The sequence below is a fragment of the Rhodoblastus acidophilus genome (assembly GCF_025961575.1).
In the GTDB taxonomy this organism is placed as follows: domain Bacteria; phylum Pseudomonadota; class Alphaproteobacteria; order Rhizobiales; family Beijerinckiaceae; genus Rhodoblastus; species Rhodoblastus acidophilus_C.
Genome location: NZ_JAOQNX010000001.1, coordinates 111,349 through 131,165, shown reverse-complemented (window position 1 = coordinate 131,165; position 19,817 = coordinate 111,349). Strand labels below are relative to the sequence as shown.

Sequence of the window (19,817 nt, the reverse complement as noted above, 5' to 3'; positions counted from 1 at the left end):
AGAACGGCGGCGCGCCGGTGAAAACCCGCATCTTGCGGAGCGTCGCAAGATGGTCGAAAAAATGCCTTGATCGCAGCCGTGGAATGCAAATTTGGCGCTTATCTACAAAATCATGCCCGGGACGGACTGGGCCGCCGCGCAGGAATGCGGGGTTTACGAAGGGTCGCCCGTCGACCGCACTGACGGGTTCATCCATTTCTCCACGGCGGGGCAGGTCGAGGAGACGGCGGCAAAACATTTCGCCGGCCAGGACGGCCTCGTGCTGGTCGCCTTCGATGAAGCGGCCTTGGGCGAAAAACTGCTGTTCGAGCCTTCGCGCGGGGGCGCGCTGTTCCCCCATCTCTATGCGCCCCTGCCGACGGCCCTGGCGCTGTCGGCGCATCCCTTGCCCTGGCGCGACGGCGCCCATGATTTCACCGGACTTTTGGCATGACGGGTTTTTTCGATTCCTTCGCCCTGCCGCTCCTGCACAGCATGGACGCCGAGCGCGCGCATAATCTCACCCTTCTCGCGCTCTGGGGCGCGCCGCTGCCGACTGCGGCCGACGACGATCCGATCCTGGCGCAGAATGTGTTCGGGCTCGATATCCCCAACCCAATCGGCATGGCGGCGGGCTTTGATAAGGAGGCCCGGGTTCCGGATGCGTTGCTGAAACTCGGCTTCGGCTTCACCGAGGTCGGCACGCTGACGCCGCGCCCGCAGCCCGGCAACCCGAAGCCGCGCCTGTTCCGGCTGCACGAGGATCGCGGCGTCATCAACCGCTTCGGCTTCAACAATGGCGGCCATGAGCGGGCGCGCGAGCGTTTGTTGCGGCGGGCGGCCAATGGCGGCGTCGTCGGCGTCAATATCGGCGCGAACAAGGATTCGAGCGACCGCACCGCCGATTACGTCGCCGGCATCAAATGTTTCGCCGATGTCGCCAGCTATTTTACGGTCAACATTTCATCGCCCAACACGCCGGGCTTGCGCGATCTCCAGCAGGCCGGCGCGCTCGACGACCTCCTGGCGCGGGTGATCGCGGCGCGGGAACAGGCCGCGATGCAGCTGCCGCGCCGCCCGGTGCTGTTGAAAATCGCGCCGGACCTCGCCCTCGCCGATCTCGACGATGTGGTCAAAGTCGCGCGTGCGAGAGGCGTCGACGGCATGATCGTCTCCAACACCACTTTGGCGCGGCCCGAGACCCTGCGCGACGCCTTGCGCAGCGAAACCGGCGGGCTCTCCGGCGCGCCGCTGTTCGCGCTGTCGACCCGCATGCTCGCCCAGACGTTTGTCCGCGTCGAAAACCAGTTTCCGCTGATCGGCGTCGGCGGCGTGGATTCGCCGGAGGCCGCCTGGGCCAAGATCGAGGCCGGGGCGACCCTGGTCCAGCTTTACTCGTCGCTGGTTTATGAGGGTTTGGGTCTGGTCGGCCGGATCAAGACCGGGCTCGCCGCACATTTGCGGGCGCGAAAACTTGAATCCATCGGGCAAGCCGTGGGAACGGCGGTGAACGACTGGCTGTAAAATTTCGGCGCCGCGCGGCGCCGTTTTTATTTCAGGAGGACGAAATGATTTTTCGTGGCTTGTGCGCCGCCGTTGTGGCGGCGGTCCTGGCGCCGCAGGCTTGGGCGCAGTCGCGTCCAGCGCTTTGCCTGCTTGAGGTGCAGGGCGTTCACTATATCGGCGGCGCCTGCAGTTTTGCGCCGCTGGAAAAATCTGGGTCGTTCCGGATCACCGACGCGCAAGGCCGCGTCATGGCGCAGGTCAATGTCGGCAAGAAAGACGAGGGCAAGGCGTTCTGGACGGGACCTCAGGGCGGAGAGGTCGCCAGCGTTAAACTGGGCGACGCCGACCGCAGCGGCGGCTGCTGGCTGGTGACCGCCGCCGATCCCGACGCCAAGGATTCCGTGATTTGCGCTTGGGGGCCAGGCGAAAAGGTCTATGTCGGCCCCTCGCCGGCGGACCCGGATCCGAAATCGACGCTGTTCTATGGGGCGCGGGTCGGCATGTATGACGAGATCGCCGCGCGGGAGGGGCTGGATACGTCGCATGCACTGGTGAAGACCAGGCCCAGCCACGATGGCGCAGTGCAGTTTTGTCGTGAATATGCGCATGATTATTCACAAAAATGCATTGCGGAGCAGGAGAAGGACCCGCACGGGAACACGATTACCGGCGATTGTCCGAACAAGACGTTTTCTGATCTGAATGGCGGAAAATATGTTTTTCTGGGCAGGACGAAGCCGGGCTCCGGCGAAGTCTTCGCGGATTATTCCATCCGCGATCTCGCCAGCGGGCAAATCCTCGATGGCTCCACGGCCTCCGGCTACGATGTCATGCTCGGGTTTTATCAGGCGCTTTGCCCCGCGACCGCGCCGAAGACGCAGAGGTGAGCGGGCGGCTCCAAGCCGTGGACCGCCCCTCGTCCTTCGAGACCGCCTTGCAGGCGCTCCTCAGGATGAGGAGCTAAATCAAGTCTCGTTCAGCGCCTTGGTTGCGGCGGTGACCTTGGCCGTCGCCTTGTCGAGCGCCTTGGCCGCCCAGTCCGAAACTTCCTGCTGGCGCAGCCGCGCGGTTTCCAGTTCGGCTTGTGTTTCCGCCAATTGTTTCTTCGCCGCGAAAAGTTCATCCGAAAGGGTGAGCGCCGCCATCACCACGATGCGCTGCTCGCCGATTTCGCCGAAGACGCCGCGCAGGTCGGCGATCCGGGCGTCGAGAAGTCGCGCCAGTTCTTCGATATGCGCCTGCTCGCCCTCTTCGCAACCCATGCGATAGGCGCGCCCGGCAATGGTGACCACCGCCTGCGCCATCAGCTGTCTCCCGAGGAGGCCGCGAGAATGGCGCGCACCGCGGCCCTGGCGCGCTCGACCCGTCGGGCCGCCTCGATCTGGTTGTCCTGCAAGGTCTCGATGCGGGTGTTGGCGGCGTCGAGCGCGCAGGCCAGCCGCGAGCGATCCTCCTGCAGGGCGAAAAATTCAGCTTGCTGATCGGAAAGCTCGCCCCGGCGCTCGGTGTGGCTGGCGATGGCCTGGTCGAGCGCCTCCAGCGCCGCCTCCAGCCGTCGCGCCGCCGCCATCGCTGCGTCTTCCGCCGAGGAAGGCGGAAGCGCCGGCAAGGTCTGGCGCGACTCATCGCCGCAGGCGGCTGAGCGCGGACTGAGCGGTTCGCTGGGCAATGGGGACAACATCAAGCTTTCGTCGCGAATCCCCGGAGAGGATGTCAATGCCAATGTAGCAAAGTCGCGCGCCGCGCCAAGGCGCCGTTGCCGAAGGAGCCGAAATAGGCGCCCTATTCTTGTGCAAGCGCGCGCGCCGGACTCAAACGGGCTAAAACCCGAGTAAATTCCTCTAAAAATGCCCTAGGGTCCGTTGACAGCGGGGGGCGACCTGCTATCAACCGGCTCGTACTTTCGTTTAGGCCGATGATCTCGCAGCGAGCACAATCCGCCCCATATGATGAAACCGGCGGCACGTCCGCGCCCTGGACCGATGCGCAAGGCCGCATGGGGGCGCGCCAGCAGATCAGAAGCGATCAAATCGAAGCGCAGTCACGGCTGGCGCTTCTAAGCGGGCCGCTCGAATGGCCCATTCCCGAGGGAAACGCAAGGAGCGAAGCGATATGACTGTCAAAGTTGCCATCAACGGATTTGGACGCATCGGCCGCAACGTGCTCCGCGCCATTGTCGAATCCGGCCGCAAGGACATTCAGGTCGTCGCGCTCAACGACCTCGGCTCCGTCGAAACCAACGCCCATCTGCTGCGCTACGATTCCGTCCACGGCCGTTTCCCCGGCGTGGTCAAGGTCGAGGGCGATGCGATCGACGTCGGAACCGGTCCGATCAAGGTTCTGGCCGTCCGCAACCCGGCCGAACTGCCCTGGGGCGCGCTCGACGTCGATATCGTGATGGAGTGCACCGGCATTTTCACCGCGCGCGACAAGGCGGCGATCCATCTGCAGGGCGGCGCCAAGCGCGTGCTGGTTTCGGCCCCGTCCGACGGCGCCGACCTCACCGTGGTCTATGGCGTCAACCACCAGAAACTGACCAAGGACCACATCGTCGTCTCCAACGCTTCCTGCACCACCAACTGCCTGTCCCCGGTGGCGAAGGCCCTCAATGACGCCATCGGCATCGAGAAGGGCATCATGACGACGGTCCATTCCTACACCGGCGACCAGCCGACGCTCGACACCTATCACAAGGATCTGTATCGCGGCCGCGCCGCCGCGCTGTCGATGATCCCGACCTCGACCGGCGCCGCCAAGGCCGTCGGCCTGGTGCTGCCCGAGCTGAACGGCAAGCTCGACGGTTTTGCGCTGCGCGTGCCGACCCCGAATGTCTCGGTCGTCGACCTGAAGTTCATCGCCAAGCGCGCCACCACCAAGGATGAGGTCAATTCCATCATCAAGGCGGCGGCGGAAGGCCCGCTCAAGGGCATTCTGGGCTACACCACCGAGAAGAACGTCTCCTCCGACTTCAACCACGACTCCCATTCCTCGATCTTCCACATGGACCAGACCAAGGTGTTGGACGGCACGCTGGTGTCGGTCCTGTCCTGGTACGACAATGAATGGGGTTTCTCGAACCGCATGGCGGACACCGCCGTCGCGATGGCCAAGCTGATCTGAGCCAGACCATGGGGCGCGTCCGTTAGGGCGCGCCTTTTTGCTGACCCGTTCTCAAGCCCGCCACGAGTTTTCCATGTCCGCTTTCCGCACCCTCGATTCCGCCGATCTCAAGGGCAAGCGCGTGCTTGTCCGCGTCGACCTGAACCTGCCGATGGACGGCGGAAAGGTGACCGACGCCACCCGCATCGAGCGCATCCTGCCGACGCTCAACGAAATTTCCCAGAAAGGCGGCAAGGTCGTCCTGCTCGCCCATTTCGGCCGCCCGAAGAACGGGCCGGATGAGGCCAATTCGCTGCGCCCCGTGGCGGCCGCCGTCGCCCAGCATCTCGGCAAGCCCGTGGCTTTCGCTTCCGACTGCATCGGCCCGGTCGCGGCCGAAGCGGTGAACGCGCTGAAGGACGGCGAATTCCTGCTGCTGGAAAACACCCGTTTCCACAAGGGCGAGGAAAAGAACGATCCGGCCGTGATCGACGCCTTGGCCGCGCTCGGCGACGTCTATGTCAACGACGCCTTTTCCGCCGCCCATCGCGCCCATGCGTCCACCGAAGGTCTGGCGAAGAAACTGCCGGCCTATGCGGGCCGCACCATGCAGGCGGAAGTCGAGGCTTTGTCGAAGGCGTTGGAAAACCCGGTTCGCCCCGTCGCGGCGGTGGTCGGCGGCGCCAAGGTTTCGACCAAGCTCGAACTGCTCGGCAATCTCACCAAGAAAGTCGATTTCCTGATCATCGGCGGCGGCATGGCCAATACCTTTTTGGCCGCGCAGGGCAAGAAGGTCGGCAAATCCTTGTGCGAGCATGACCTCCTCGACACCGCCCGCGACATCCTGAAGACCGCGGCTGAAAACAATTGCCGCATCGTGCTGCCCGTCGACGCCGTGGTCGCCCAGGAATTCAAGGCCCATGCGCCGTCTCACGTGGTCGGCGTCGATCACGTCGGCGACGCCGACATGATCCTCGACGCCGGGCCGAAGTCGGTTTCGGAAGTCGAGAAGGTTCTGGCGGAGTCCAAAACCCTGGTGTGGAACGGGCCGTTCGGCGCTTTCGAGCTGGAGCCGTTCGACGCGGCCACCAATGCGGTGGCGAAATTCGCGGCGCGCCTGACGGGCGAGGGCAAGCTGCTGACGGTCGCCGGCGGCGGCGACACGGTGGCGGCGCTCAACCATGCTGGCGTCGGCGAAAAATTCACCTATGTCTCGACGGCCGGCGGCGCCTTCCTCGAATGGCTGGAAGGCAAGGTTTTGCCGGGCGTCGAAGCCATCCGGGCGTAAAATGCTGGTTTCGCGCCCGACTTTATCGGAACTTGGCGAGTTCATGGGCTTTTGTTTGGCGACCGCATCGCATGTGGTCGCCAGCAAAGGCCGCAGCCGCCCGCCGATGCTGGTCGAGCGCGAAACGGGCTTTTTGTCGGGCGCGAAAAACAACGCGCGCAGCATCATGGTCCGCGAGGCCGCGAACCCGGAAGTCGCGGCGAGCCAGAGCATGTTGATCGCGCAATCCGAATTTTCGCGGCGCCTGCCCAAGGCGCGCTGTCTGGCCGCCATCCTGTTCGTCGCGCATCGCGCGCGCGGCAGGAACGCATGGCAACCCGCGATCCTCGTCCGGGCGGGCAGCGCGAAATTGGGAAAAGAATATCTGGCTGTCCTCAATTTCAGCCAGTCTTGTTCAGGACAGTTCGAAAGTTTTGACGGGCTGGAGCTCGACATTCCCAAGGAGCTCGGGCGCGATTTTGAGGCCGGCGAGCGCGACGCCCTGATGCAGAGCATATACAAGGGCCGGGATGAGGCGCCCGCGGACTTGCGCGAGGCCGCCGCCTGGTAGACGAACATCCGCGAAGGAGGAAAGATTATGGCCCGTATTACAATGCGCCAACTGCTCGACCACGCCGCCGAGCATGACTATGGCGTTCCCGCCTTCAACATCAACAATATGGAGCAGGCGCTCGCCATCATGGCCGCCGCCTCCGAACTCGACGCGCCCGTGATCATCCAGGCGTCGCGCGGCGCCCGCCAATACGCCAACGACGTCATGCTCAAGCACATGATGGACGCTTGCGTCGAAATCTATCCGCAGATTCCGATCTGCGTGCACCAGGACCATGGCAATGGTCCGGCGACCTGCTTTACCGCCATGCAGGCCGGCTTCACCTCGGTGATGATGGACGGCTCGCTCAAGGAAGACGGCAAGACCCCGGCCGACTGGGACTATAATGTCAACATCACCAAATATGTGACCGACATGGCCCATCTCGGCGGCATTTCCGTCGAGGGCGAGTTCGGCGTGCTCGGCTCGCTGGAAACCGGCGAGGGCGAGAAGGAAGACGGCCACGGTTTTGAAGGCAAGCTGTCGCACGACCAGCTTGTCACCAATCCCGACGAGGCTATCAAGTTTGTGAAGGCCACCGGCGTTGACGCGCTGGCGATCGCCATGGGCACCTCGCACGGCGCCTATAAATTCACCCGCAAGCCCGACGGCGCCATTCTGGCGATGCATGTCATCGAGGAAATCCACCAGAAAATGCCGGGCCTGCACATGGTCATGCACGGCTCGTCCTCGGTGCCGCAGGATTTGCAGGACATTATCAACAAGTTCGGCGGCAAGATGCCGCAGACCTGGGGCGTGCCGGTCGAGGAAATCCAGCGCGGCATCAAGCACGGCGTGCGCAAGATCAACATCGACACCGACAACCGCATGGCCATCACCGGCGCGATCCGCAAAGTTCTGACGGAAAACCCGGCCGAGTTCGACCCGCGCAAATATCTGAAGCCTGCGAGCGACGCGATGCAGAAGATCTGCAAGCAGCGCATGCAGGAGTTCAACACCGCGGGACAGGCGTCGAAGATCAAGAAAGTGTTCACGCTCGGCGAAATGGCAAAGCGCTACGCCTCCGGCGAACTCGCCCCCAAATCGGCCTGAGCTTCGCTTTGAAACTTTGTGCATGGGGTCGCGGCTTGCCGCGGCCCCATTTTTGCCGTCAATTGCCGGTGTAAAGCCTCGCCGTGGGAACGCGCCCCGCGATCGAGGGATCGCTTTTCATACCGTCATTGCGAGCGGAGCGAAGCAATCCATCCTGCGGCTGGCGCGAACCGTGGATTGCTTCGCTCCGCTCGCAATGACGGCCTCAAGTTTGAGCCTCAATGACTGACTTCATCCGCCCGCGTCTCTATCTCATCTCTCCGCTTCTCGCCTCGGCGGAGGATTTTGCTCCCAAGCTGGAGAAAGCCTTGGCCTCTGGCGATGTCGCCTGCGTACTGCTGCGCTTCGGCACGGCGGACGAGGGGGCGCGGAAGAAAATCGCCAAGCTGTTGGCGCCGATCATTCAGCAGGCGGAGGCCGCCGCTTTGGCGCTTGATGATGCGCAACTGGTGGGACGCGCCGGGCTGGACGGCGCCCATATCACCGGCGCAGGCGAAAATTTTGAGGACGCGTTGGAGCGGCTGAAGCCCGACCGCATCGTCGGCGCGGGCGAACTGGACACCCGCGACGCCGCCATGGGCGCCGGCGAGACCGACGTGGATTACCTGCTGTTCGGCGCGCTCGACGCCCAGGACAATGACGCCGCCGTCACGCTCGAATGGACCTCGTGGTGGGCGGAGGTTTTCAACGTTCCCTGCGTCGGCGTCGCCCATGCGCCGGAAGAGGTGGAGGCGCTGGCGAAATCCGGCGCCGAGTTCTTGGGGCTCGGCGAAAGCTTTTTCGACGCGCCCGAAACAATCGCGGCGGCGCAGGCTGTGATCGACGCCATGGAGCCGACCGCGTGAGATTTTGGGCCGCGACGCTGCTGTTCCTGATCGCCGCCGCGCCCGCGCGCGCCGACGCGCCGGATCTGGCCTTCGGGGCCTATCAGCGCGGCTATTACCAGACCGCCTTCGCCGAGGCGATGAAGCGTCTCGAAAAAAATTCCCACGACGCCGCCGCCATGACCCTGGTTGCGGAATTGGAGGCGCAGGGGCTCGGCGTGCCGCAGAACATGCCGGAGGCGCTGCGCTGGTACCGGCTCGCGGCGGCGGAAGGCGACAAGAACGCGCAAGTCGCGCTTGCCCTGTCGAAACTGTCCGGCAAGGGCGTTCCGCGCGATGTCGCGGGCGCCCGCGCGCTGCTGGAAAAGGCGGCGGTGCAGAACCATGCCGGCGCCTGGCTGCAGCTCGGCATTCTGGCGCTCGAAGGCAATGGCGTCGCCGCCGATTTTTCCAAGGCCGCCGATGATTTTCGCCGCGCGGCGGAGCTGGCCGATCCCGAGGCCGCCTATTCGCTGGGCCTGCTCTATCGCGAGGGGCGGGGCGTCGAAAAGGACCCGCAACAGGCCGCGTTCTGGTTGAAGAAAGCGGCGGAGGGCGGTTTTCTGGCGGCGCAGGTCGAATATGGCATCCTGCTGTTCAACGGCGACGGCGTTCCCGCCGACGAGCCAGGCGGGGCGAAATGGCTTGTTCGCGCCGCCAATCGCGACAATCCCGTGGCGCAGAACCGCCTGGCGCGCATTCTGTTCGCCGGGCGCGGGCTCAAGCAGGATCGCGTCGAGGCGGCCAAGTGGAATATTCTGGCCGCCTCCGCCGGGCTGCGCGACCCGCGGCTCGATGGCGAATCCAACAAGCTGACGCCCGACGAGCGCAAGAAGGTCGAACAGGCGCTCAAAGTCTATCTCGGAAAATAGCCCATGCCCGGCTCCAACGACCAAACCTTGCGCGCCTATGACGAAAACGTCCGCGCCTATGTCGAGGGGACCGCGCATGCGGTGAGCGGCCCGCCGCAAGAATGGATGGATCGCGCCCTAGACGGCCTGTCGCCCTCGGCGCGGATCATCGAACTCGGCAGCGCCTTCGGCCGCGACGCCGCTTATCTCGCCTCGAAAGGCTTCGCTGTCGAATGCACTGACGCGACGCCGGGCTTTGTCGCCGAGCTTTTTGCCCGCGGTTTTGACGCGCGTCTGTTCAATGTGCTGACCGACGCCTTCGCCGGCGCCTATGACCTGATCCTCGCCAATGCCGTGCTGCTGCATTTCGACCGGGCGCAATTTGCGCGCGTGCTCGACAAGGCCCGCGCCGCGCTCGTCACCGGCGGACGCTTCGCCTTCAGCCTGAAGGGCGGCGAGGGCGAGGGCTGGTCGAGCGCGAAACTCGGCGCGCCCCGCTATTTCTGCTACTGGCGCGCCGAACAGCTCGCGCCCGTGCTGCGCGCCGCCGGATTTGCCGATTGGTCGATCGAGGAGGCGCGGATGAACCGCGCCCATGCCGACTGGATCTATGTTGTCGCAAGGGCGCCGTGAGCCAATGTCCTTGACGCGGCCGCCCGCCCTTGGCACACACCCCCAACTTTCGTTCAATCCCTCGGACTCCCCATGATCAACTCCGCCCTGATGAATGTCATGACCGCCGCCGCCATCAAGGCCGGGCGCGGGTTGAAGCGCGATTTCGGCGAGGTCGAGAACCTCCAGGTCTCCGTGAAAGGCCCGGGCGATTTCGTCACCATGGCCGACAAGAAATCGGAAAAAATCCTGTTCGAGGAGCTTTCCAAGGCGCGTCCGGGCTATGGCTTCGTGCTCGAGGAGGGCGGCGTGGTCGAAGGCTCGGACAAGAGCCACGTCTGGCACATCGATCCGCTCGACGGCACCACCAATTTTTTGCACGGCCTGCCCATTTTCGCCATTTCCATCGGCCTGGAGCGCGAGGGGCAGATCGTCGCCGCCCTGGTCTATAATCCGGCGACCGACGACCTGTTCGTCGCGGAAAAAGGCGCCGGCGCCTATTACAACAACCGCCGCATCCGCGTCGCCGTGCGCCGCGACATGGCCGAGGGGCTGATCGCCACCGGCATTCCGCCGCTGGCCAACGCCAAAATTCACCCGAAATTCAAAGCTGAACTGTCCAGCGTGATGACCCGGGCGGGCGGCGTGCGCCGGTTCGGCGCGGCCTCCATCGACCTCGCCTATGTCGCCGCCGGACGTTTCGACGGCTATTGGGAGCGCGGCCTGAAAAGCTGGGACATGGCGGCGGGCCTGCTGCTGGTCCGCGAGGCCGGCGGCTATGTCTCCGACGCCGATGGCGGCCCGAACATGCTCACAACCGGCGGTGTGTGCGCCGGTAACGAATTTATCCATCGGCAATTGCTTGACCTCCTTAAGAAGGCGTAAAGCTGTGGATCAGTCTGGCGCGGAATAAGCGGAGAAGATGCGTTTGGCGCCATAACGTTTGAACTTGATCTCGAGCTGTGCGGTGGCCACCTTGGCTTCGTGGAGACTCGAGTGGAGAGCGCGCTTATGCAGTCGAGCGACCCCTACCGCCTGTCAACGCCGACGATCTTCCTCGTCAGGATGGCGGTGTTTCTTATTCTGGTCGGCTTTGTCGGCCTGATCTTGCACAAGCAGGTCACCACCGCCTTTTTCGCCAATCCCGGCCTCAACGGGCTGATCCTCGGTCTGGAGCTGTTCGGCATCGTTCTCGCGGTCACGCAGGTGGCGCGGCTTTATCGCGAGATCGCCTGGGTCAACGGCGATCCCGACCGCGAGCCCCGGCTGCTCGCCCCGATGGCGCGCATTTTTTCCGCGCGCGGCAATGTGCAGGTGACGCAAAGCCTGCTGCGCCATGTGCTCGATTCCCTCTCGACACGGCTGGACGAGGCGCGCGAAACGTCGCGTTACCTCACGGGCTTGATGGTTTTCCTCGGCCTTCTCGGCACGTTCTGGGGTCTGTTGGAGACGGTGGGCTCGATCGGCGGCGTGATCGCCTCGCTGCAGGGCGGCCAGGAGATGACGGCGCTGTTCAACGACCTGAAGGCCGGGCTGGCGCGGCCTCTGTCCGGCATGAGCCTCGCCTTCACCTCGTCGCTGTTCGGTCTCGCGGGCTCGCTGGTTCTGGGCTTCCTCGATCTTCAGGCCGGGCAGGCGCAAAATCGCTTTTTCACCGAGCTCGAGGACCGGTTGTCGGCGGTGATGGAGAATGATGCGCAGGCGCCCGCCGCCGGCCATGGCCACGAGTCCATTCAGCATCTCGCTGCCGGCGTGCAGTCGATGGTGGCGCATATGCGCCAGGAACAGCAATTGATCCGCGACTGGGTGGAGGCGCAGGCCGAGCGGCAGGAAATGCTGCAGGCGTCGCTCGACAAATTGTTCGCCAAGCGGGAGAGGGAGCTCCGCTGATGGCGCTGTCGCGTGCGCGTCGGCGCGAGCCGATGAATTATTGGCCGGGCTTCGTCGATGCGCTCTCGACCTTGCTGCTGGTCTTCACCTTCCTGCTCGCCGTCTTTGTCATGGCGCAATATTTTCTGTCGCGCGATGTCGGCGGCAAGAACAAGGCGCTGGCCAAGCTCAACCGCCAGATCGAGGAATTGACCGACCTTCTGACGCTGGAAAAGGGCGACAAAGCCGTGGCGGCCAAGAAGATCGCCTCGCTCACCGCCACGCTCGACGCGGTGCGGCGTGACCGCGACGCGCTGGCGGCCGCCGCCGCGGCCGGTCCCGCGCCCGATGCGCTCGATGCGCAAAAGCAGCTTTCCGCCAAGGCGCAGGCGACCGTCGACCTGCTCAACCAGCAGATCGCCGCGCTGCGCAGCCAGCTCGCCGCCGTGCAGGAGGCGCTGTCGGCCACGGAGGCCAAGGACAAGGACAATCAGGCCCGCATCGCCGATCTCGGCGCGCGGCTCAATGTCGCCTTGGCGCAAAAGGTTCAGGAGCTGAGCCAGTACCGCTCCGACTTCTTCGGCCGCCTGCGCGAAATTTTGGGGGATCGCGACGACATCAAAGTGGTTGGCGACCGCTTTCTGCTGCCCTCCGAAGTCCTGTTCAAAAAGGGGCGCGCGGACCTTTCGCCCGAAGGCAAGGCGGAGATCGACAAGATCGCCACGGCGCTGGCCGAGGTGGAAAAAGAGATTCCGTCGGAAATTCCCTGGGTGCTTCGTGTGGATGGCCACACCGACAAAAGCCCGATCCGCAGGCTGGCCTTCAAGAACAATTGGGAGCTGTCCTCGGCGCGCAGCATCGCCGTGGTGCAATATCTGATCGACAAGGGCCTTTCGCCAAACCATCTGCTCGCCGGCGCGTTCGGCGACCAGCAGCCGATCGATCCTGGCGACAGCGAAGAGGCGCTGCGGAAAAACCGCCGCATCGAGCTGAAGATCACGGAGCGGTGAGGCTTCGCCCGTTTCGCAGCTCCGACTGGCCGCAGGTCTTGGCTTTGTGGGTCGCGGCTTGGACGCAGGCCCGCGCCGACATCGATTTTTCCGCGAGGGCGACCTGGTTGGAGGAGCTGTTCGCGCGGTCGGCGGAAGAGGGCGCGCGCATCGTCGTCGCTGAGGACAACGGGATTTTGGGCTTTGTCCTGTTCGATCCCGCTCGACAATGGCTGGAGCAGATCGCGGTGGCGCCGCGCGCACAGGGCAGGGGCGTGGCGCGGGCGCTGATGGCGGAGGCGAAGGCGGCTTGCCCTGGAGGGCTGGGGCTGTCGGTCAATGCCGACAATTTTGCCGCTCTGGCTTTTTACGACCGCGAGGGATTTGTGCGGGAGGGCGAGGGGATTAACCCGCTGTCGGGCTTGCCGACGCTGACCCTGCGCTTCACGCCCCCGCCAGCGCCTCGATCCCCGCGTTGAACTGCAGCCGCGCCAGCCTTGCGTAAAGGCCGTCGCGGGCGACCAGCTCCGCGTGGCGGCCCTGCTCGACGATCTGGCCGCCGTCCATCACCAGAATGCGGTCCGCCGCCAGCACCGTGGCGAGGCGATGCGCGATCACCAGCGTCGTGCGGCCCTGCATCACATGGTCGAGCGCTTCCTGCACCAAAACCTCATTCTCGGCGTCAAGCGCGGAGGTCGCTTCGTCCAGGAGCAGGATCGGCGCGTCCTTCAGGATGGCGCGGGCGATGGCGAGGCGCTGGCGCTGGCCGCCCGACAGGGTCACGCCGCGCTCGCCCAGGCGCGTCTCCAATCCTTCAGGCAAGGCGCGTAAAAAATCGAGCGCCGCCGCTTGTTCCGCCGCCGCCTCGATGTCTTTGAGAGTCGCGCCGGGCGCGCCATAGGCGATGTTGTCGGCGGCGCTGGAGGCGAAAACCACCGCCTCCTGCGGGACCAGCGCCATGCGGCGGCGCCATTGCGTGGGGTCGGCCTCGCGCGCCGCCACCCCGTCGATGCGCACCGCGCCCGCCACGGGGTCGTAAAAGCGCATCAGCAGCTGGAAGATCGTCGATTTGCCGGCGCCGGAGGGGCCGACGATGGCGACCTTTTCGCCCGGCGCGACCGTAAAACTCAGGTCGTAAAGGACGGGACGGTCGGCGCGACCCGGATAAGCGAAGCTGACATTTTCGAAGGCGATTTCGCCGCGCGGCGGCGTCGGCAGGGCGCGGGGATGCGCGGGCGCGGTGATTTCGGGCTTTGTCGCTAAAATTTCGGCGATGCGGCCGGCGGCGCCGGCGGCCGCCGAGACCTCGCTCCAGACTTCCGACAATTGGCCGAGCGAGGAAGCGCCGAACAGGGCGTAGAGCAGGAATTGCGACAATTGCCCCGCGCTCATGCGGCCGGACAGCACGTCATGGGCGCCGAGCCAGAGCACGCCGACGACGCTCGCGGTCGCCAGGAAAATGCCGAAGCCGGTGAGCAGCGCGCGGGCTTTGGTGGCGTCGCGGGCGGCTTCATACGCGCCCTCGGCGGCGGCGGCGAAACGGCTGCGCGTGGTCGGCTCGGCGTTGAACGCCTGCATGATGCGGATCGCCGAAAGATTTTCGGTGGCGAGCGCGTTGGCTTCGGCGAGCGTGTCCTGCGCGGCGCGCGAGCGGGCGCGCACCGCCCGGCCCGAGGCAAACAGCGGCAGGATCACGGCGGGAATGCCGACCAGCACCAGCATGGACAATTTGGGGCTCGTGTAGATCATCAGCCCCATGGCGCCGACCAGCATGACCGCGCTGCGCAGGGCGATCGAGGCGGTGGCGCCGAACGTGGACTTGATCTGCGTGGTGTCGGCGGACAGCCGCGAGGCCAGTTCCCCTGTTTGCGCCTGGTCGTAGAAGGCCGGGTCGAGCTTGGTGAGATGGGCGAACACGTCGGCGCGCAGGTCGGCGACCACGCGCTCGCCGAGCGTCATCACAAGGTAGTAGCGGGTGGCCGAGGCGACCGCGAGCACCGAGATCACCGCGATCAGCGCGAGAAAGTAGAAATTGATGGTCTCGGGATGGTCGACGGCAAAGCCCTTGTCGATCATGCCGCGCACCGCCAGCGGCGTCGCCAGCGTCGCCGCGGAGGCGACGATGAGCGCGGCGAGCGCGGCTATGGCGCGGCCGGAGCGCCGTCGCGCATAGGGCAGGATGGGGGCAAGATTTTTGAGGGAATCGCGCGGCGAGCTTTTTCGGGGTGCGTCGGTCATGAAAATCTATATAGGCGAGGCCGCGGCAAAACACAGCGCCCGAGGTTTTGGCGCGCGATCCGCGAGAAACCGCGCTTTGCGCTTGCTCCCGCGGCGGTTCTGGTATAGGAGACGCGCTCTCATTTCTGGGCGCGGCGACGCGCCCTCAAAGTTCCAAGGCGGCGATCCGTCACGGGACGAAGCCGCAGGGTCTAGCCATGAAGTCCGACATTCATCCCGATTACCACACGATCAAGGTCGTCATGACCAATGGGACCGAATTCCTCACCCGTTCGACCTACGGCAAGGAAGGCGACACCCTCAACCTCGACATCGATCCGTCGACCCATCCGGCCTGGACCGGCGGCTCGCAGCAGCTGCTCGACCGCGGCGGCCGTCTGTCGCGCTTCAACTCGCGCTTCGGCGGCCTGTCCTTCGGCAAGAAGTAAGCCGGACTTCAGGAACGCGAAAGGCGGCCGGTTGGCCGCCTTTTTTGTTGTGCTCGTGGAGCGTGACGGGGACAGGAACGAATTGCGCCCCTACGCATCGCCCCATGCAGAAAGCGCGTCCACGCAATTCGATCCAGTCCCCTTCCTCTACGCCGCGTAGCGGTCGATCGCGGCGGCGATCGGGGCCGCAAACTGCAATCCGGCAAAACCGTCGCGCAGCCACACCACCTGCGCCGCAATCCGGGCGCGGTCCTCGAATTCAAGTTCAAGCCGGTCGCCGTCGCGCAGCTCCGGCGTAGCCACCACGCGGGCGCCCGTGTCGGAAATGTCGACCAGGCGTGTTTTCGCCGCGATCCCGGCGGCGGAGATGAGCACGCCCTGGGTGGAGGATTTGCGCACCGCGAGCCGGCGGTCCCTCACGTCCTGCGCCATGGCCGCCAAAAATTCGTCGAGCGCCGCGTTCAGCTTGTGCGAGGACTGGTTGATCAGTCCGGTCGCGCTGGACACGCGCGAGGCCTCGCGGGTGGTTTCCGCGACGATCCCGGACATTTGCGCGACCGAGGCGCTGGAGCGCATCGTGCTCTCCGAGGCCGAGGAAATCGCATGCGCGATCTCCTCGGTCGCCACCGTCTGCTGCTCCACCGAAGTGGTCACCGCGCTGGCGAGCTGATTGACCTCCTCGACCGAGCGGGCGATGCGGCGAATGTCGTCCACGGTGGCTTGCGTCGCGCGCTGGATGCCGCCGATCTGCTCGGCGATTTCGTCGGTGGCGCGGGACGCCTGTCCCGCCAGGGTCTTGACCTCGGCGGCGACCACGGCGAACCCCCGGCCGGCTTCGCCGGCGCGTGCGGATTCGATGGTGGCGTTGAGCGCCAGCAGGTTTGTTTGCGCGCTGATCGCCCTGATGGCGTCGACGATGGCGCCGATTTTTTCCGCCATTTCGGCGAGGCCGCCGACGCGGACATCGGCGCCGCGCGCGGCCTCGGCGGCATGGCCGATCTGGGCGCTGGCGCCGCGGATCTGGCCGCTCACCTCGACGAGGGAGGCGGACAATTCCTCGGCCGCCGCCGAAACCGTCTGGACGTTCTGCGAGGACTCCGTCGCTTCGCCCTGCGCCTGCGCGCCCGCGCGCTCGGCGTTCTGCGCCGCCTGGTTGAGCAGGTCGGCGGCGCCGCTCATGTCGGAGGTTTCGCGTCCGAGCGTGTCCACGACCTCGCCGATGCGGGCCTGGAACTGCGCCAGCGAACGGCTCAGCGCCCCCTGCCGCTCCAGCTCCTTGCGGCGTTCGGCGCGGGCCTGCGCCTCCAGGTGTTCGCGCGCGCCGGCGGCTTCGCGGAACACCAGCATGGCGCGGGCGAGCACGCCGATCTCGTCGCGGCGGTTGGGGTCGACGCCGGTCTCGCTGGCCTTGAGGTCGCCGAGCGTCAGCGCCGACATGGCCGCGGTGATCCGGCCGAGCGGCGCGGAAATCGATTTCGCCACGGCGCGGCTGAACAGGGCGACCGTCACGGCGACGCCAAGGATCAGCGCCGTCGCCATGATGAGGCCGTTGCGCGCGCGCTCCGCCTGGGCGGCGACATCGCGGGTCAGGTTGGCGGCCAGCCGGTCCTCGAGAGCCTTCATCGCCTCGATGCGGGCCGTGGCGGCGGCGAACCAGACGGGATTGGCGACGCCGGGCTTGCCGTGGAGCGCGGCGGCCTCCGCGGTCTTGCGCAGCGCCGCGACCGCCTGGTTCTGCTCGGACTCGAGGAAGGTTTTTAGCGGCGCGGCGACCGTCTCGCCGCCGAAGCGCTGCACCATGCGCAATTGCTGGTCCTGCACCGCGCCGAGCGCGGCGAAGCGCTGGTAGACGTCGGGGTCGAAACCGGAGGGCGAGAAGGCGCGCGAGGCCTGGGCGCGCTCCTGACCCGCATATTCCTTGGCGCGCAGCAGCGCGCCATAGGTGATGATGGCGCGCGTGGTCGAACTCAGATTGGCCTGTTGGGTCATGTCCTCGACGGGCGCCAGACCGGCGGCGATGACCTCGGTATAGGCGCGCACGGCCTCGTCCGCGTTGAGGCGATGGCCGTCGACCTCGCCGCGCACCTGAGGCAGCCGGTCGAGTTGCGCCAGAATCCCGCCGGTTTCCGCGTCGGAGCGCTCCTTGAGCGCGCCGCGTAAAACGCCGATGGCGGCGTCGGTGCGCTCGATCTGGGCGCGCCGTTTGGCGGCGATGGCGGGGTCGTCGGGATTCTTCAGCACGCTGGCGGTGAGGCCGCGTTCGATCTGGGCCTCATGGACGAAGGCGCCCATCATCGGGCCGACGTCGACGGTGCGCGCGAGCCGCTGCGCTTCGATCAGGTCCCGACCGCCCTGCAGCAGGATGAAGGCGCCGAAGGCGAGCGCCGCCAGGAAGGGCACGCCGGCGATCATTGCGATGCGCCGGGAAATCGAGAATTGGTCGAAGCGAAACATGGCCGGTTCCTGGACTTGCGGTTGCCCACAGGCAGAAAACAGGCTGATTCCTTAACAGAGTTAACAATTCCGGAGCGGCAGCCGGTCCGAAATCGTCTTACTCATTGTTTCATGACAAACTTCCCGTCGGCGACCTGGAATTTCGACAGCTTTTTCAGAAAGCTCATGCCGAGCAGGCTGATGTTCGCCTTGCCGGGCTGGGCGACGAAGGCCTGCACGTCATAGACGACGATGTCCCCGATGCGGACTTCGCGCAGGCGCACCGGCGCGTTCAGCGCAACGCCATTGGCGGTCTGGCTTGGCGAGGTGAAGGCGGAGGCGGGCGGATCGATGTTGAGCCGCCGCGCATCCTCGGCGGTGAGGAACACATGGCTGGCGCCCGTGTCGACCATCGCGTCAATGCGGGCGCCGTTGATTTCGACGCGGGCGCGATATTGCGACAGGGCGTCGGGCGACAGTTCGACCTGCCCCCAGCTCGAGCGCGTCGGCGGCGTGGGGGCCGCCGCTTGGGGCGCGGGCGCCGGCGCGGCCGCGGCGGGCGCCTGCGGTTGGAACCAGCGGGAAAACCAGTGATCCCGCAAGGCGCTGACCGTCAACAGCGACACGAAGGTCAACGCCATCGCCATTTTAAAGATTTCACCAAGCATATTGCTCATCCTGCGCGCGTTCACTTGCGGTCGATTGTGCCTCCTATAGGTCAAGCGACGGTAAATGATTCAATTTTAATGATTATGTTGACCTTGCGTTTACGCTGGGCGTTGAATTTGGCGGATGTCTCGAAACTCTTGCGATAATTACCCGCGTTTTAAGATTTCACCCCCCACAGTCTTTCCAAGCGCAAGCAGCGCGCACAACCAAGCAGCGCGCACAACATTGACGAGAACGCCATGATCCCCAGGCCACGCGCATTTCTGCGTCTGCCGGGCGCCGCCCGGCGCCTTCCGGCGGCGCGGGAGGGCTCGACCGCTGTCGAATTCGCCCTGATCGCTTTGCCCTTCATCGCGCTGATGGTCGCGATCTTCGAGGTGGCGATGGTGTTCCTCGCCCAGCACGAGCTTGAAACGGCGGTCGAGAAGACGTCGCGCAGCCTGCTGACTGGCCAGACCCAGACGGCCAACCCGACCCAGGCCCAGTTCGTCTCCTCGATTTGCGGATACCTGCCGGCCTTCTTCACCTGCTCCAAGATCATGGTCGACCTGCAGCCGGCTGCCTCATTCGCCGCCGCGAACACCTCCGCGCCGACGCTGACCTACGATGCGAGCGGCAATGTCAGCAACACCTGGCAATTCAACATGGGCGCCTCCGGCAACATCATGGTGCTGCGCGTGATGTACCAGTTCCCCGTCCTGCCCGACATCATGGGGCTGAAGCTGGCGAAGCTCGGCAACGGCTCCCGCTTGCTGATGGCGAGCGCGGTGTTCCAGACGGAGTCTTACTGATGGCGGTGTTTCAACGCTTCCGGCGCGATTCCGGCGGTCTGGCCGCGGTCGAATTCGCCCTGATCCTGCCGATCGCCGTCGCCTTCCTGTTCGGCGAATTCGTGCTCGGCGAGGCGCTGAGCATCAGCCGCAAGGTGTCGATCGCCGCGCGCACCGTCGGCGACCTCGTGGCGCGCACCAACAATGGGTCGATCACCAGCGCCCAGCTGATGACGATCCTGAACGCCTCCGCGCAGATCGTCGCGCCTTTCCCGGCGAATGACACGAATAACAATCCCATTCTCTCCGTCGTGGTGGCGGAGCTTTCCACGGACGGGTCCGGAAAGACCACCGTGACCTGGAACAAGGCGCTCAACGCGACCGGGCTCACCAATGGAGCCGCGTTTACACCGCCGACGGGCGTCGCACAGCCCAATACGTCGTTGATCTATACGACGGTGACCTACGCCTATCCGCTGCCGGTCGGGCAAAACATCTTTGGAACAAGCGTTCCGATTTCCAACACCTTCTACATGCAGCCGCGCACATCGGCCGGCATCAGCTGCGTCGGGTGCTGA

Annotated in this window: 22 protein-coding genes; 17 read left to right on the top strand and 5 right to left on the bottom strand. The window is 65.3% G+C overall.

The genetic code is table 11. The features are described from left to right. Window positions 1-112 precede the first annotated feature (112 nt). The 3 genes from M2320_RS00605 to M2320_RS00595 are packed head-to-tail and all read left to right on the top strand — an operon-like array spanning window position 113 to window position 2,372. Complete coding sequence (locus M2320_RS00605) at window positions 113-433, top strand: DUF952 domain-containing protein (protein WP_184426366.1); 321 nt, start codon at window positions 113-115, stop codon at window positions 431-433. Further along, a complete protein-coding gene (locus M2320_RS00600; protein WP_264595634.1) occupies window positions 430-1,503 on the top strand; it encodes a quinone-dependent dihydroorotate dehydrogenase in 1,074 nt (357 codons plus the stop codon). Before M2320_RS00605 ends, M2320_RS00600 begins: the two co-directional genes overlap by 4 nt. A 44-nt stretch (window positions 1,504-1,547) precedes the next feature. Then, window positions 1,548-2,372 carry a hypothetical protein gene (locus M2320_RS00595; RefSeq protein ID WP_264595633.1) on the top strand — a complete coding sequence of 275 codons (825 nt, stop codon included), beginning with the start codon at window positions 1,548-1,550 and terminating at the stop codon, window positions 2,370-2,372. Window positions 2,373-2,450: 78 nt separating this feature from the next. Here the strand turns inward: M2320_RS00595 and M2320_RS00590 are convergent, their stop codons facing one another. After that, window positions 2,451-2,789, bottom strand: coding sequence for a cell division protein ZapA (locus M2320_RS00590; protein ID WP_264595632.1), 339 nt, complete (start codon window positions 2,787-2,789; stop codon window positions 2,451-2,453). Then, on the bottom strand, window positions 2,789-3,166 hold the full coding sequence (locus M2320_RS00585; protein ID WP_264595631.1) for a DUF4164 family protein: 378 nt from the start codon (window positions 3,164-3,166) through the stop codon (window positions 2,789-2,791). Before M2320_RS00585 ends, M2320_RS00590 begins: the two co-directional genes overlap by 1 nt. Before the next feature lie 431 nt (window positions 3,167-3,597). Between M2320_RS00585 and gap the strand changes: the two genes are divergently transcribed. From gap to M2320_RS00530, 11 genes are all read left to right on the top strand, one after another. Further along, window positions 3,598-4,605 (top strand): type I glyceraldehyde-3-phosphate dehydrogenase, encoded by a 1,008-nt coding sequence (gene gap / locus M2320_RS00580; RefSeq protein ID WP_264595630.1) that lies wholly within the window; start codon window positions 3,598-3,600, stop codon window positions 4,603-4,605. A 73-nt stretch (window positions 4,606-4,678) separates the two neighbouring features. Next, window positions 4,679-5,872 carry a phosphoglycerate kinase gene (locus tag M2320_RS00575; RefSeq protein ID WP_264595629.1) on the top strand — a complete coding sequence of 398 codons (1,194 nt, stop codon included), beginning with the start codon at window positions 4,679-4,681 and terminating at the stop codon, window positions 5,870-5,872. 43 nt (window positions 5,873-5,915) lie between these two features. Beyond that, on the top strand, window positions 5,916-6,422 hold the full coding sequence (locus tag M2320_RS00570) for a hypothetical protein (protein ID WP_264595628.1): 507 nt from the start codon (window positions 5,916-5,918) through the stop codon (window positions 6,420-6,422). 27 nt (window positions 6,423-6,449) lie between these two features. Beyond that, the gene (gene fba, locus M2320_RS00565; protein WP_264595627.1) at window positions 6,450-7,517 is read left to right on the top strand and encodes a class II fructose-bisphosphate aldolase; all 1,068 of its coding nucleotides are present in this window, start codon (window positions 6,450-6,452) and stop codon (window positions 7,515-7,517) included. 221 nt (window positions 7,518-7,738) lie between these two features. Next, the gene (locus M2320_RS00560) at window positions 7,739-8,362 is read left to right on the top strand and encodes a thiamine phosphate synthase (protein WP_264595626.1); all 624 of its coding nucleotides are present in this window, start codon (window positions 7,739-7,741) and stop codon (window positions 8,360-8,362) included. Continuing rightward, window positions 8,359-9,252 (top strand): tetratricopeptide repeat protein, encoded by an 894-nt coding sequence (locus tag M2320_RS00555; RefSeq protein ID WP_264595625.1) that lies wholly within the window; start codon window positions 8,359-8,361, stop codon window positions 9,250-9,252. The genes M2320_RS00560 and M2320_RS00555 overlap by 4 nt, the downstream gene beginning before the upstream one ends. A 3-nt stretch (window positions 9,253-9,255) precedes the next feature. Next, window positions 9,256-9,864, top strand: a complete 609-nt coding sequence (locus M2320_RS00550; RefSeq protein ID WP_264595624.1) for a methyltransferase domain-containing protein — start codon at window positions 9,256-9,258, stop codon at window positions 9,862-9,864. A 72-nt stretch (window positions 9,865-9,936) separates the two neighbouring features. After that, window positions 9,937-10,728, top strand: a complete 792-nt coding sequence (locus M2320_RS00545) for an inositol monophosphatase family protein (protein WP_184426018.1) — start codon at window positions 9,937-9,939, stop codon at window positions 10,726-10,728. Between the two features lie 126 nt (window positions 10,729-10,854). Continuing rightward, window positions 10,855-11,733: a flagellar motor protein MotA gene (locus tag M2320_RS00540; RefSeq protein WP_184426363.1), complete on the top strand. Its 879-nt coding sequence runs from the start codon at window positions 10,855-10,857 to the stop codon at window positions 11,731-11,733. Next, complete coding sequence (locus M2320_RS00535; RefSeq protein WP_184426016.1) at window positions 11,733-12,722, top strand: peptidoglycan -binding protein; 990 nt, start codon at window positions 11,733-11,735, stop codon at window positions 12,720-12,722. The genes M2320_RS00540 and M2320_RS00535 overlap by 1 nt, the downstream gene beginning before the upstream one ends. Continuing rightward, window positions 12,719-13,180, top strand: a complete 462-nt coding sequence (locus tag M2320_RS00530) for a GNAT family N-acetyltransferase (RefSeq protein WP_264595623.1) — start codon at window positions 12,719-12,721, stop codon at window positions 13,178-13,180. The genes M2320_RS00535 and M2320_RS00530 overlap by 4 nt, the downstream gene beginning before the upstream one ends. On the opposite strand, the gene M2320_RS00525 is transcribed toward M2320_RS00530, so the two are convergent. Beyond that, window positions 13,146-14,939, bottom strand: coding sequence for an ABC transporter transmembrane domain-containing protein (locus tag M2320_RS00525; protein WP_264595622.1), 1,794 nt, complete (start codon window positions 14,937-14,939; stop codon window positions 13,146-13,148). The two genes, M2320_RS00530 and M2320_RS00525, sit on opposite strands and share 35 nt — an antisense overlap. A gap of 197 nt (window positions 14,940-15,136) precedes the next feature. On the opposite strand from M2320_RS00525, the gene rpmE reads away from it, so the two are divergent. Then, window positions 15,137-15,367: a 50S ribosomal protein L31 gene (gene rpmE / locus M2320_RS00520; RefSeq protein WP_155444670.1), complete on the top strand. Its 231-nt coding sequence runs from the start codon at window positions 15,137-15,139 to the stop codon at window positions 15,365-15,367. Between the two features lie 147 nt (window positions 15,368-15,514). On the opposite strand, the gene M2320_RS00515 is transcribed toward rpmE, so the two are convergent. Continuing rightward, a complete protein-coding gene (locus tag M2320_RS00515; RefSeq protein WP_264595621.1) occupies window positions 15,515-17,821 on the bottom strand; it encodes a methyl-accepting chemotaxis protein in 2,307 nt (768 codons plus the stop codon). Between the two features lie 101 nt (window positions 17,822-17,922). Then, entirely contained in the window at window positions 17,923-18,468 is a 546-nt protein-coding gene (locus M2320_RS00510) for a retropepsin-like aspartic protease family protein (protein ID WP_264595620.1), read from the bottom strand. Between the two features lie 240 nt (window positions 18,469-18,708). Here M2320_RS00510 and M2320_RS00505 point away from each other — a divergent pair, with 240 nt between their 5' ends. Beyond that, on the top strand, window positions 18,709-19,260 hold the full coding sequence (locus M2320_RS00505) for a TadE/TadG family type IV pilus assembly protein (protein WP_264595619.1): 552 nt from the start codon (window positions 18,709-18,711) through the stop codon (window positions 19,258-19,260). Beyond that, the gene (locus M2320_RS00500; RefSeq protein WP_264595618.1) at window positions 19,260-19,817 is read left to right on the top strand and encodes a TadE/TadG family type IV pilus assembly protein; all 558 of its coding nucleotides are present in this window, start codon (window positions 19,260-19,262) and stop codon (window positions 19,815-19,817) included. The genes M2320_RS00505 and M2320_RS00500 overlap by 1 nt, the downstream gene beginning before the upstream one ends.